The sequence below is a fragment of the Stomatobaculum sp. F0698 genome (assembly GCF_030644385.1).
Lineage (GTDB): Bacteria > Bacillota > Clostridia > Lachnospirales > Lachnospiraceae > Moryella.
This window is the reverse complement of the sequence record NZ_CP130060.1, coordinates 1,808,873-1,821,841: the sequence shown is the minus strand read 5'-3', so window position 1 is coordinate 1,821,841 and position 12,969 is coordinate 1,808,873. Positions and strand designations below refer to the sequence as shown.

The 12,969-nt window shown below is 58.0% G+C and carries 11 protein-coding genes and 1 tRNA gene; all 12 read left to right on the top strand.

Features of this window, described 5'->3' with window-relative positions:
* Nucleotides 1–154 precede the first annotated feature (154 nt).
* Nucleotides 155–1,024 (top strand): pseudouridine synthase, encoded by an 870-nt coding sequence (locus QU660_RS08300; RefSeq protein WP_304946054.1) that lies wholly within the window; start codon nt 155–157, stop codon nt 1,022–1,024.
* 8 nt (nt 1,025–1,032) lie between these two features.
* A complete protein-coding gene (ligA, locus tag QU660_RS08295; RefSeq protein ID WP_304947245.1) occupies nt 1,033–2,970 on the top strand; it encodes an NAD-dependent DNA ligase LigA in 1,938 nt (645 codons plus the stop codon).
* Nucleotides 2,971–3,017: 47 nt separating this feature from the next.
* On the top strand, nt 3,018–3,941 hold the full coding sequence (metA, locus tag QU660_RS08290; protein WP_304946053.1) for a homoserine O-acetyltransferase MetA: 924 nt from the start codon (nt 3,018–3,020) through the stop codon (nt 3,939–3,941).
* Complete coding sequence (locus tag QU660_RS08285; protein ID WP_304946052.1) at nt 3,938–5,098, top strand: cysteine desulfurase family protein; 1,161 nt, start codon at nt 3,938–3,940, stop codon at nt 5,096–5,098. The genes metA and QU660_RS08285 overlap by 4 nt, the downstream gene beginning before the upstream one ends.
* On the top strand, nt 5,095–6,183 hold the full coding sequence (locus QU660_RS08280) for a DUF1189 family protein (protein WP_304946051.1): 1,089 nt from the start codon (nt 5,095–5,097) through the stop codon (nt 6,181–6,183). The genes QU660_RS08285 and QU660_RS08280 overlap by 4 nt, the downstream gene beginning before the upstream one ends.
* 27 nt (nt 6,184–6,210) lie before the next feature.
* The gene (gene mnmA, locus QU660_RS08275) at nt 6,211–7,299 is read left to right on the top strand and encodes a tRNA 2-thiouridine(34) synthase MnmA (protein ID WP_304946050.1); all 1,089 of its coding nucleotides are present in this window, start codon (nt 6,211–6,213) and stop codon (nt 7,297–7,299) included.
* Nucleotides 7,286–7,747, top strand: a complete 462-nt coding sequence (locus tag QU660_RS08270) for a hypothetical protein (RefSeq protein ID WP_304946049.1) — start codon at nt 7,286–7,288, stop codon at nt 7,745–7,747. Before mnmA ends, QU660_RS08270 begins: the two co-directional genes overlap by 14 nt.
* A gap of 58 nt (nt 7,748–7,805) precedes the next feature.
* Nucleotides 7,806–7,893 (top strand) — tRNA-Ser (locus tag QU660_RS08265).
* Nucleotides 7,894–8,171: 278 nt separating this feature from the next.
* Nucleotides 8,172–8,588, top strand: coding sequence for a hypothetical protein (locus tag QU660_RS08260; RefSeq protein ID WP_304946048.1), 417 nt, complete (start codon nt 8,172–8,174; stop codon nt 8,586–8,588).
* A gap of 141 nt (nt 8,589–8,729) precedes the next feature.
* Entirely contained in the window at nt 8,730–9,200 is a 471-nt protein-coding gene (locus tag QU660_RS08255; protein WP_304946047.1) for an NUDIX hydrolase, read from the top strand.
* Between the two features lie 141 nt (nt 9,201–9,341).
* Nucleotides 9,342–11,009, top strand: coding sequence for a Na/Pi cotransporter family protein (locus QU660_RS08250; protein ID WP_304946046.1), 1,668 nt, complete (start codon nt 9,342–9,344; stop codon nt 11,007–11,009).
* 182 nt (nt 11,010–11,191) lie between these two features.
* Nucleotides 11,192–12,964 (top strand): zinc-ribbon domain-containing protein, encoded by a 1,773-nt coding sequence (locus tag QU660_RS08245; RefSeq protein WP_304946045.1) that lies wholly within the window; start codon nt 11,192–11,194, stop codon nt 12,962–12,964.
* Nucleotides 12,965–12,969 lie beyond the last annotated feature (5 nt).

Here is a 12,969-nt window from a genome sequence, read left to right as displayed (position 1 = left end):
TTTCGATATTGTCAAAGGACCTGGGCGTTAGCTCCGGTCCTTTGCTTATGCGCGGGGGAGAGCGCTAAACTTGACTGAATAGGCTCGCTTTGCCTATAATTGTAAGTTACAGCGGTATAACAGAGGCGTGAATCGGCGCCGGAGGGGGAGAACAGTGAATCAGAGCGAGGAAATGCGCATCAACAAGTTCTTGAGTGCGGCGGGCGTTTGCTCGCGCCGTGAGGCGGACCGGCTCATTGCGGCCGGCAAGGTGACGGTCGCGGGAGAGGCGGCGGAACTCGGGACGCTGGTCTCTGCCGGCATGGAAGTCAAGGTAAACGGCAAGCGGGTCGGCGCGGTCGAGGAGCTGGCCTCCAAAAAGAAGATTTTGATCGCGGTCAATAAGCCGGTCGGTGTGGTCTGCACGACGACGGACAATGACCGCGCGCCGAATATCGTGGACATGCTCGAGTACCCGGAGCGCATTTACCCGATCGGGCGGCTTGATAAGGACTCGGAGGGACTCCTGCTTCTCACGAATCAGGGCGAACTCGTGAACCAAATTTTGCGCTGTGAGAACGGGCATGAAAAGGAGTACCTTGTCCGCGTGGACAAGGCGTTGACCGAGAATTTTCTGGACAAGCTGCGCCGCGGCGTGCACCTTGAGGAACTGCAGGTCACGACCCTGCCCTGCAAGGTAGAACCGCGGGATAAGACAAGCTTTGCGATTACCCTGACCCAGGGCTTAAACCGGCAGATTCGCCGCATGTGCGAGGCCTGCGGTTTTCACGTGATCAGCCTAAAGCGCATCCGCATCATGAACATACGTCTCAATAATCTTCACAGCGGTGCGTACCGCAATGTGACGGCATCGGAGCTTAAGACCCTGCTCGCGCTGCTTCAGGAGAAGCCGCGGAATCAGCAGAGCAAGACGGCGAAGACGGTGCGCACGGAGCAGCGGCGCAAGAAAAACTATGAAGCGCGGCAAAAGGCATATTTTAAGAGCCGCGGAAAGGAGGCGGGATCGTGGAAGAAAAAAAACTGAGAGAAAAGATGCAGGCCCTGATTGATACCCTGCTTCCGGCGGCGCGCGCCTACTATCAGGAGAGCCGCGAGATTATGAGTAACTTCGACTACGACCGCGCCTATGACGAATTGAAGCGCCTCGAAGAGGAGAGCGGCATTGTGCTCTCGGGTTCCCCGACGCAGAGCGTCGGCTATGAAGTGCTGTCCTCGCTCCCCAAGGTAACCCATGAGCAGCCCATGCTCTCGCTCGACAAGACCAAGAGCGTGGACGAGTTGATTTCCTGGCTCGGAACGCAGAAGGCACTGCTCTCTTGGAAGATGGACGGCCTCACGATAGTACTGCGCTACCGGGACGGCGAGCTCTATCAGGCGGTGACGCGCGGCAACGGCTATATCGGCGAGCTTGTGACAGGAACCGTGCGGGCGTTTCGCAATGTGCCGCTCCGCATCCCGTTCAAGGGGGAACTTCTGCTCCGCGGCGAAGCCCTGATGCGCTACTCGGATTTTGCGCGCATCAATGCGGAACTGCCGGAGACAGAGGCAAAGTATAAGAACCCGCGGAACCTCTGCACGGGCACGGTGCGCCAGCTGGACCCCGCGGTGACGGCGGCGCGCGGCGTTTACTTCCACGCCTTCTCCTTGGTGGAGGCGGAGGGTGTCGAGTTCAACAACTCCCGCGCGGCGCAGTTTGCGTGGCTTAGCGACCAGGGCTTTGAGGTGGTCGAATACGAGACCGTGACCGCGGATACCCTGCGGGACAGCGTGCTCCGTTTTGAAGCGAAGATTCCGGAGAACGACTTCCCCTCGGACGGCCTCGTGCTCTTGCTTGATGACATTGCGTACGGCGAGTCGCTGGGGCGCACGGCAAAGTTTCCGCGAAACGCGATTGCCTTCAAGTGGCAGGATGAGCAGGCGGAGACAGTGCTCCGCGAAATCGAGTGGAGTCCCTCGCGGACGGGGCTCATTAACCCGGTTGCGATTTTTGACCCGGTGGATCTTGAGGGCACCGAAGTGCGGCGCGCAAGCGTCCACAATGTGAGTGTGCTCCGCGGCTTAAAACTCGGCATAGGCGACCGCATTCGGGTCTACAAGGCAAATATGATCATTCCGCAGATTGCGGAGAACCTCACCAAGAGCGGAACGGCCGAGCCGCCCGCACACTGTCCGGTCTGCGGCACGGAGACGGAGATACGCAAAGAGAACGATGCGGAAACCCTCTACTGTGTGAACCCGGACTGCGCGATTAAGCGCGTGAAGCGCTTTGCGCTGATGACGAGCCGCGACGCCTTTCACATCGAGGGACTCTCGGAGACCACGCTCGAAAAGCTGATTCAGGAGGGTTTCATCCACCGCTATGCGGATCTCTTTCACTTAAAGCGTGCGGAGGCGGATATCGCTGCGATGAAGGGGTTCGGCGAGGCCTCCGCGGCAAAGCTCATCGAGGCGGCCGAGAAGGCGAGAAGCATGCCCTTGTCCCGCTTTGTCTACGGCCTCGGCATTCCGGGTGTCGGTGTACAGAATGCGAAGGTGCTCGCAAAAGCCTTTCACGGCGATTTTGCGGCGCTTCGCGCGGCGAGCGCGGAAGCGCTCACCGAGGTGGACGGCATCGGCGAAGTCATGGCGGCGGATATCGTGAATTTCTTTGCGGATCCGCGGGAGCAAGAGATTATCGACGAGCTCCTAAAGGAAGTGACGCTGGAACCCGAGGCGAGCGCCGGAGCAGCGTCCGAGCTCTACGCCGGAAAGGTCTTTGTGATTACGGGAAGCCTCACACAGTTCCCGAATCGCACGGCGTTAAAGGACTATATCACGGCGCGGGGCGGCAAGGTCGCGGGGGAGGTCTCCGCAAAGACCACGGCGCTCATCAATAACGACATTACTTCCGGCTCAAGCAAAAACAAAAAGGCGCGGGAACTCGGCATTCCGATCATCAGTGAGGCCGATTTCCTCGCAGGATTGGGGTAAAGCGCAAGCCGGAGTAACAGATAGAGCAGCGAACAGGAGGTGCAGCGATGCCCATACGCATTCAAAACGATTTGCCGGCGAAAGCCATTTTGGAACAGGAAAACATCTTTGTGATGGATGAGAAACGCGCAATGGCGCAGGACATACGACCGCTGCAGATTCTGATTTTAAATCTGATGCCGCTGAAAGAAGACACGGAGCTCCAGCTGCTCCGCGCGCTCTCCAACACGCCGCTCCAGGTGGACTGCACCTTTTTGATGACCAGTTCCCACGAGGCGACGCACACAAGTAAGAGTCATATCTCGAATTTCTATGTTTTCTTTGATGAGGTGAAACATCGCCACTTTGACGGCCTCATCATCACGGGGGCACCGGTCGAAAACCTGCCCTATGAGGAAGTGAGTTATTGGGAGGAACTCTGCGGTATCATGGAATGGTCGAAGACCCATGTCACCTCGACCTTCCACATCTGCTGGGGCGCGCAGGCGGGTCTCTACTACCACTACGGCATTCAGAAGTACCCGCGGAAGGAGAAACTCTCGGGTGTCTACGAGCACCGGGTGCTGCATCACTCGGTGCCGCTTGTTCGGAGCATGGACGACTATATGAACTGCCCGCACTCCCGCTGGACCGAGGTGCGGCGCGAGGATATTTTAAAGCACCCGGAACTCTGCATCCTCGCGGAGTCCGAGGAGGCGGGCGTCCTGCTCATCACGGACAAGGAGGGGCGGCAGATTTTCGTGCAGGGTCACCCGGAGTACGACCGCATGACCTTGGACAGCGAATATCGGCGCGACATGGGGCGGGGCAAGAACCCGAAGCTTCCGCTGCATTATTACGAGAACGATGATCCGAGCGGGCGCCCGACGCTCTCCTGGCGAAATATGGCGAACACACTGTACACGAACTGGTTGAACTATTATGTCTACCAGGTGACACCCTATCTGCTCGAAGAGGGAGAGAAGTCGTGATTTATCTGGACCACGCGGCGACTGTGTCGCTCTGCCCCGAGGCGCTTGAGGCCATGCTCCCCTTTTTGACGGAGCAGTACGGAAACCCTTCGGCACTCTACGAGAGCGGCAGAAGAGCGCGGCAGGCGCTCGCCGGAGCGCGGAATAGTCTCGCGGAAACCCTTGGTTGCCTGCCCGAGGAACTCTATTTCACTTCCGGGGGAACCGAGGCGAATAACTGGGCGCTGCTCGCCATGGCGGAAGCGGCGCGGGAGCGCGGGGACAAGCCTTTCCTCATTGCCACGGAGATTGAGCACCACGCGGTACTGGAGACCCTGCGCTACGGAAAGCAGGCGGGGCTCCTTGATTATGCGCTGCTTCCGGTTTCGCGGGAGGGGCGAACGGATCTCACGGCGGCGGAGGCGCTGCTCGAAAAAAGACCGGCGCTCGTCTCCTGCATGGGAGCCAACAATGAGACCGGGACCCTGCAGCCGCTCCGGGAACTGCTGGCAACATGTCGCGAGCGGAATATTCCGTTGCACAGCGATCTCGTGCAGGTCTACGGCCAGCTGCCGCTCGGAGAACTTCTCGGGGAGGAACTCCCGGATCTCTTTTCGGTGAGCGCGCATAAGTTCGGCGGGCCGAAGGGCGTAGGCTTTCTCTACATCCGCCGCGGGCTCAAGGTCGGCGCCCTGCTGCACGGCGGCGCGCAGGAGAGAGGGCGACGCGCCGGAACCGAGAATGTCGCCGGCATCGTCGGCATGGCGGCGGCCGCGCAGGCGGCCCATGCGGCGCTTACAAAGCGCGGCGAAAAAAAGCGCCGACTTTCGGAACTCTTTTTCGCGCTGCTTCGGGAAGGAATTCCCGGTCTTCGGCAAAACGGGAGCGCGGTGAAGCGCCTCCCCGGGCACTTGAATCTCTGCTTTCCGGGTATCTCGGCGGAGCTCTTGCTCATCCTGCTCGATCAGGCGGGCATTGCGGCGAGCGCGGGAGCTGCCTGCGCCTCCGGGGCGCTGGAGCCCTCCCATGTGCTCCTTGCGATGGGCTGCAGCGAGCGGGAGGCAAGGTCTTCGCTCCGCTTCAGCTTCGGCTGGGAGAATACGGAGGAAGAAGTGAGAGAAGCGGCGGCCATCGTCATCGACCGCGCAAATAAACTGAAGGAGGATGCGGCACCATGATCAGAGATTTTCAAATTGCACTGTTTCGACTTCGGGATTACGGAAAACTGCTGCGGCGGAGCCTCGGGCGCTTTATCGCTTTTTGCCTGATGCTCAGCATGTTTACTTGGCTCGCGATCTATGTGATTCCGGTCGGCTCGGCCTGGATTCGCGTGGGCGGCGTGCGTCACTTCTTGGATGAGCACATTCCGGACTTCACGCTGGAGAACGGAAAGCTCTCGATGCCGAAGGGCTTACACCTCGAGGGCGCGGACTATTACATTGACATCAACACGAGCCCGGAGAATAAGATTAATCTCGAGGCGCAGGAGACCCGCACGCTGATGGCGCTTAAGTCGGTTGTGTTGCTCGGCGACGCCGATCAGCTCATCATGCAGAGCGAGGGAACTGGAATCGGGAGTCGGTATCAGCAGATTCGCTTTAACGAAATCTCGGGCTATTTGAACAAGGACGTTCTGCTCTCGCTCACGCGCTATCTCTATGTGCCTATGGTGCTGGTAGGCATTTTTCTCTTCGTTGTGACGCTGATCGGCTTCTTTTTCTTCAACATGGTTGAGGCGTTACTCGGGCTTATCATCGCACGAGTGATGCGGGTACCGCTTCGCTACGGGGAGAGCTACCGGCTTGCGGCGTATGCGAGGGCAACTTCCACCATTTTGGTAGGATTGATTAATCTTGCGGGCTTCGATACGGAGCTCTTGCTCTACCCGGCACTGGTGCTGGATCTCTTCATCTTTTACCGCGCGCTGCAGGCGGGACTTGTGCGCGACGAGGAGGCGGAGAGCGCGCAGTCTGCGCGGGAGCTCAGCATACGCACCGCGCCCCGCGATGCGGCGGAAACTGCGGTCGATGTAAGAGATACGGAATATAACGAGGCAGCGACAGGTACGGAGCCGACTGCGGAAGCGGAGAAGCCGGAGAGCGGCGCAGCGCACACGCCGGAAGCGGAAGGGAACAGCGAGTCGCACACAGCGGAATCCGGAGAGCCTGAGCCGCAGGATGCGGCTTTGCCGGGCGGCGGGACAGAGGAAGAAGACAAAACGACCCGCGAGGACATCACGCCGAGCGACGGCTGGAGTTTTTGAGTTTTAGGATACGGAGAGGAAGAACGAATGGGCAAGAAGGTGGTAGTCGGCATGTCCGGCGGTGTGGACAGCTCGGTCGCTGCCTACCTCCTGAAGGAGCAGGGATACGAAGTGATCGGCGTGACCATGCAGATCTGGCAGAGCGAGACACAGTGCGAGGTGGAGAAAAAGGGCGGTTGCTGCGGCATTTCCGCCGTGGAAGATGCGCGCCGTGTGGCAGAGGTGCTGGACATCCCCTACTATGTGATGAACTTTCGCGCGGAATTCAAGCGCGATGTCATTGATTATTTTGTGCGAGAGTACCGCCTGGGGCGCACGCCGAATCCTTGCATTGCCTGCAATCGCTATGTGAAGTGGGAGGCGCTGCTTACGCGCAGCCTCATGCTCGGGGCGGATTACATTGCGACCGGACACTACGCGCGGGTGCTGACGCTTGAAAACGGGCGCTATGCACTCGCAAGCTCCAAGACCGCCGCGAAGGATCAGAGCTATGCGCTCTATAACCTCACGCAGCGCCAGCTTGCCCATACCCTGATGCCGATCGGCGAATATGAGAAGCCGGAAGTGCGCGCCATCGCGGCGGCGGCCGGGCTTCCGGTCGCATCGAAGCCGGACAGCCAGGAAATCTGCTTTGTGCCGGACGGCGACTATGCGCGTTTTATCGATGAGAGCACGGGGGAAACGGCGCTGCCGGGCAAGTTTGTGCGCGCGGACGGAACGGTGCTCGGTGAGCACAAGGGGCTCACGCACTACACTGTAGGCCAGCGGAAGGGGCTCGGAATCGCTTTCGGCGAACCCATGTATGTGATTGAGCTTCGCCCGGAGCGGAACGAAGTGGTACTCGGCACGGGGGATGAAGTGTACGCGGAAGAACTGATTGCGGGAGATGTGAACTGGATGGCCGTTGCGCCGCCGCCCGCAGGCGAAATTCTGCATTGCCGCGCCAAGATACGCTATAACCACGGCGGCGCGGCCTGTCGGGTCACCGTGCTGCCGGACGGAAAGATTCGGGTTGCCTTTCCCACGCCGCAGCGCGCGGTGACTCCGGGACAGGCGGTTGTGCTCTACACGGATTCGGGAGCCGTGCTCGGAGGAGGAACCATTGAAGCGGAATAAAACAGCGCTTGTAATCGGAATTACACTCGCAATCGCGGGACTCAGCGCTTGCGGAAATAAGAAACCCATGGAAATGACACTCGAGGAGAGCAGTGTCATTGACCTGCATCAGACGGAGACAACGGCGAGCGGCGGGACCGTGGAGGCGCGGCCGGAGGATATCGTGAACGGCTACCGCTTCAGCGGGAACAAGCAAATACTCTACTGCACGGCAGAGGAGGCGGTACTTCGCGACAGACCGGGTACGGACGGCAATCCGGTCGGCAAGGTGAAGAAGGGAGATGCGCTCCGCTGTACGGCGGTCAATGTGCGCTGGCTTCGCTTTTCGTGGAAGGATAAGACCGTCTACGGCGCGGCGGAAGAGTTTGCCCCGGCGAATGCGGGAGAGACGAGCGAGAGCATAGACTGGAATCGAGAGAGCGCGGAGGTCGGTGTGGCACCGAACTGAGAATTGTAAAGTTTTGCGTGACAAAGCGCGCAAGCTTTGCTATAATTTTCTGGTGTTTGGAGAGTTACCCAAGCGGTTCAAGGGGGCGCACTCGAAATGCGTTAGGCCGGGTGACCGGTGCGTGGGTTCGAATCCCATGCTCTCCGCGAAGAAAAAGAGCTGTAGAGAAGCCTTCTCTACAGCTCTATTTGTATCATGCGTCGTATCGGCAAATCAGAGCAGGACATGTCGCAGCTTGGGGGAGGTTCATACAGATTCGCTTGCCGAAAAGCGTATCCCGGTCTTGTTCCGCTTCGTCGCGGAGAGAGGCGTATGCTTCCTCGTTGCGGCTTGTCTGCCGTCTTGGAAACTGCGCCGCAGCGTGCTAGAATGAAACGGACAACAGAGCGTTTCAGACAAGAGCGCAGAGCGCGGAGGAAAGAACATGGGAGATATCGCAGAGATTGTCGAGATGTTTGAGCGGGAGATGCCGATTAAGCTCTTTTGGATGGATGAGGACAAGCGGGAGCATGAGGAAGAAGCGCCGCTCCGTATGATAGAGGCGGTGAATCTGCTCGGCTACATTGCCCCCTCGGTTAAGACCCTGGACTGGCTCTTTGACGAACTCAGAAACCGCGTTTCGCGGCGTTTTATCCGGGCACAGGAAAACGGCAGTCTGGAGCGTGCCTTTGTGGACGGCAAAGTGCGCATCGACAATGAGGCGGTCTATAAGTACCTGGACGCCTTTGATGCAATTGTCCTGGAACTCCGCGACAATATTACCTTTGTGCGCCTCTCGGAGCGCGGACGGAAGATTTACCGCGAAGCAGCGGTGCGGGAATTCCGCGACAGGGTACAGTGACGCGAGAAAGAAAAAGAAAATGTCCGGGCGGAACGATAGAAGTTCCGCCCGGTTTTTTGGTTTAAAAAACTACCGTACCGTCATCCCCTTTGTCCTCTGAGCCGCTATAATAAAAGGCAAACAGTCTCGGAGGAGGAATCCATGTACAGCACAAGTCTATGCTATCTGGAGCGCGACGGGAAGTGGCTCATGCTTCACCGCGTGACCAAGCAGAACGATATCAACGAGGGTAAGTATGTCGGTATCGGCGGCAAGTTTTTGGAAGGGGAGAGCCCGGAGGAGTGCGCTGCGCGCGAGGTTTTTGAGGAGACGGGCTATACCCTCACGAGCTACCGCTATGCGGGTATCGTGACCTTTGTGTCCGATCGCTACGAGGCGGAACACATGCACCTCTTTTCGGCGGACGGCTTCACGGGGGAATATCACGACACGGAAGAGGGCATTTCTTCCTGGGTCCCGAAGGAAGAAGTTTTAAAGCTGCCGCTCTGGGAGGGGGACCGCATTTTTCTGCCGCTGTTACGGCAGAATATCCCGTTCTTTTCGCTGAAACTCTGCTATGAGGGCGATACCTTGGTGTCCGCGAAGTTAAACGGAACGCCGCTGCCCCTTTGAACTCGGCAAAAAGAGACAGAAGCGGGGAACATACGCGCACAAAAAACGTTCTTTTGCGAACTTGCACAGCAAAACAGAGCTATGCTACACTGAGCCCGTAACCGGCAAAACTGGGCGGGTTGTTTGACCCGCGGGGGGGCTATGCTCGACAATATTACAAATCTGTTTCTCTTTATCGGAGGACTGGGGATGTTCCTCTACGGCATGCATGTCATGGCGGAAGGAACACAAAAGTCGGTCGGCAACAAAATGAAGGACTTCCTGGGGATGCTGACTTCGAACCGGCTGAAAGCTGTGCTGGTCGGAACCCTGATCACCGGCATCATCCAGAGTTCGGGTGCGACCACGGTCATGGTTGTCGGTTTTGTCAGCGCGGGTCTCATGACCCTGAGTCAGGCGGTCGGTGTCATCATGGGTGCGAACATCGGTACCACGGTGACCGCATGGATTGTCTCGCTGAGTCAGATCGGCGATTCCATGAAGATGCTGAATCCGGAGTTCTATGCACCGGTCTTGATCGGCATCGGCGCGGGCATCATCATGTTCTCCAAGTCGGAGACAAAAAAGAGCCGCGCGGAGATTATCATCGGTTTCGGACTCCTGTTCCAGGGTCTCAAGTTCATGTCGGAGGCGGTTGCGCCCTACACGGATGCGCCTATCTTTGCGACGGTGTTTACAACCCTCGGCTCGAACCCGTTCCTCGGCATGCTTGCCGGTGCGGTTGTCACGGCCATCTTACAGAGTTCCTCGGTCTCGGTCGGTATTTTGCAGATGCTCGCCGGCAACGGGCTCATCATGACCAATGCGGCAATCTTCATCACCCTCGGTGAGAACATCGGCTCCTGCGTGACTGCGATGCTCTCCTCAATCGGCGGTTCGCGCGATGCGCGCCGTGCGGCGGTCATGCACCTTTCCTTCAACATGATCGGTGCGATTCTCTTTACGGTGCTCAGCATTGTGCTCTTTGCGATGAAGCCGGCACTTGCGCACTACCACATCAGCCCCGTGCAGATTTCTCTGTTCCACACGGGCTTTAAGCTCATCATGACTGTATTGCTCTTCCCCTTCGGCGAGCAGCTGGTCTCGCTCTCCGGCGTTCTGGTTCCGGAAAAGAAGGGCGAAGCGCTTGCGGATGTGAAGAAGGAAGAGGAACTTGTGACGCGTTTGGATCCGCGTATCTTTGAGCAGCCGGCCATTGCGGTCGCTGCGCTCTCGAACGAGGTTGCGGCAATGGGCAAGCTCACGCTCCGAAATGTGGAGCGTGCCTGCGAAGTTTGCTTTACGCAGGATGAGACGGTCATGGCGGAGATCAAAGAGACAGAGCGGAAGATCAACGCGATGAACCGGGAACTCTCCGAGTATTTGATTAAGGCAAATACCTTGCCGGTCAACGAACACCAGAGACTGGTCATCACGGATCTCTTTAACACGCTGACCGACTTTGAGCGTTCCGGTGATCATGCCGAGAATATCGCAAAGGGCGTGCGGATTCTAAAGTCCCGCGATCTGGTGCTCTCGGAGACCGGAAAGAAAGACCTTCGCGAACTCTCGGATGCGGTGCTCGAGGCCTACCGCAATGCGGTCAAGGCGAGAGAGGAGCACAGTGTCGCGAGTGCGCGCAAGGTGAGCGCCTGTGAGGATCTCGTGGACTCCCTGCGCGATGAGCAGAAGGAGCGTCACATGGAACGGCTCTCGAAGGGCGAGTGCAAGCCCGAGGCGGGTCATGTTTTCATTGAGATCATCGATAACCTGGAGCGTATTTCCGACCACGCGCAAAATGTGGCGGAATATATCATGAATGAGATATAAATCTTAAAATATTCTTGAGATTTTGCACAACAAATGTTAGGATGAAAACAAGAGTCCTAGCAAAGTTGCCGGATTTTGTGAGAGGCGTCTGTGTCTTTTGGGCACAGACGTCTTTTTGTATTCCGGTGTGGGACGGGGAACAGAGTCAAATGCCTGCAGACTGAGTAAAGGGGGATGTGAACATGGGTAGATGCAAGCATTGCGGCAGTGAAGTGGGCGAAGGTGAGCTCTTTTGCGGAAACTGCGGTACCCGGCTTTCGGAGGAGACAACAAAGGAGGCGGCGGGCGCTGCCGTAGATGCGGCGGAACAAACTGCGGATACAGAGCCGGAGGAAAGTCAGGCGGAGTCCCCTGAGCCGGAAACGACGGCGCAGACGGAACCGGTCGGAAATGCAGCGCAGACGGCAGCGGACGGAAACGAAGCGCCGCGCGGAGTGGCGGAAGAGACGACGCAGACGGCAGCGGCCGAGCGCGAGGTGCAGGCAGCACCTCCGCAGGAAAGAGCCGGAAAGAAGAAAAAGGGCGGGATCTTTGCAATCATCGGCGCGGCAGCGCTCGCACTTTTATTGATCGGCTTCGGCCTTAGAACGGCACTGAAAACGACGGAGCCGGTCGGGCAGCGTTTTCTTAGGATGCAACTCGCAACACTGGAGCGTGAGGGCAAGGCGTTTGACGGCATGGATAAGGTCTTTGAGAACGGCTTTTCGAGTGACTTTCTGCTCACCGCGAAGCTCAGCGAGAGCCGCATGATTGCACTCTCTCGGAGCGGCATACTCTCGGAGAACGGCATGCGTATTTTGCGAGACGGCATACGCGCGCGCTTCTATCTCGGGAAAAAGTTCGAGAAGGCCGTGCTCAACCTGGAATTTGCAAGCGGGGAAAACCCGGTGCTGAATGTGGACTGCTTTATCGATCCGGATCGCCTCGGCTTTCACATTCCGCAGCAGAGCAAGAAGGTCTATGTGACGCGCTATCCGGAGGTCCTTAAGGAGATGGGAAGCGAGTCGCGTATCAGCACTTCTCTCTTTGCAGAGTTGCGCTTCCCGAAGGAGCTCGGCAGAGCTTCGGCGAAGCGCTACGGAAAACTCGTGGCGGATGCAATCAACCGCAACAATTTGGAGGTTGAAAAGCGGAGCTATCGCTCGCGGGTCCTAAAGCCCGAGTTAAAACACTCGCTCGACAAGGACTATACCGTGTACAGCTGGGAGCCGCAAGCGGCGGAACTGGAGCGCCTCTTCCGGAACATTGCGGATGCCATGGAGAAGGACAGCGAACTTGCGGCCTGGTTTGACCGGCGGCAGGAAATTGGCGAGCAGTTTGCACAGGCCATGGGAGTGTCACAGGGACAAGGCGCCAAGTTCCGAGACCTCGCGGATACGCTTCGAGACAATGCGGAAACGTACGCCGAGAATCTGGAGGAGCGCAAGTTCGCCTGGAAGCTTGTGACGGAGGGGAAGGAAGTCCGCGCGATTCTGCTGCAGCTCGACGGGGGAGATACCACGCTCCTTTGCTATGAGCGCGATACGGATAAAGACAAGCTGTACCGCGGACTCGCTCTGCCGGGATTTATGCTGACCGAGAAGCGTGACCGCGAGAAGAGCGGCTACTACGGCACCGTGGCAGGGCGTGTTTATTGGGATTACGAAACGAAGGAGTTTGCGCTGAAGTACAACAACCTGGACTTTAAGAAAGGGAGTGTGCTCGGCCTGCCCTGCGGAAAGTACCGTCTGAATGTAAACGACGGCGGTTCGGCGGCAGAGCTTAAGTTCGAGGTGAGAGATGAAGGCGGTTTCTCTTACTATGAGCTGAAGAACGATTACGGCAGCTTCACCCTGAAAGCATCGAAGTCCGGAAGCGCAACCCTTCCGGAGGGGGAGGAAGTGAATATCGACGACGAACTGCTGGACGGCAATGTGCCGCAGCAGCGAATTTCGGATTTTATCAGTGAGCTCTGAGAAAA

Coding starts and splice junctions, on each gene's coding strand:
- QU660_RS08255 (WP_304946047.1), top strand. CDS start 8,730: ATGTACAGCACAAGTCTATGCTATCTGGAGCGCGACGGGAAGTGGCTC.
- QU660_RS08245 (WP_304946045.1), top strand. CDS start 11,192: ATGGGTAGATGCAAGCATTGCGGCAGTGAAGTGGGCGAAGGTGAGCTC.
- mnmA (WP_304946050.1), top strand. CDS start 6,211: ATGGGCAAGAAGGTGGTAGTCGGCATGTCCGGCGGTGTGGACAGCTCG.
- metA (WP_304946053.1), top strand. CDS start 3,018: ATGCCCATACGCATTCAAAACGATTTGCCGGCGAAAGCCATTTTGGAA.
- QU660_RS08280 (WP_304946051.1), top strand. CDS start 5,095: ATGATCAGAGATTTTCAAATTGCACTGTTTCGACTTCGGGATTACGGA.
- QU660_RS08250 (WP_304946046.1), top strand. CDS start 9,342: ATGCTCGACAATATTACAAATCTGTTTCTCTTTATCGGAGGACTGGGG.
- ligA (WP_304947245.1), top strand. CDS start 1,033: ATGCAGGCCCTGATTGATACCCTGCTTCCGGCGGCGCGCGCCTACTAT.
- QU660_RS08260 (WP_304946048.1), top strand. CDS start 8,172: ATGGGAGATATCGCAGAGATTGTCGAGATGTTTGAGCGGGAGATGCCG.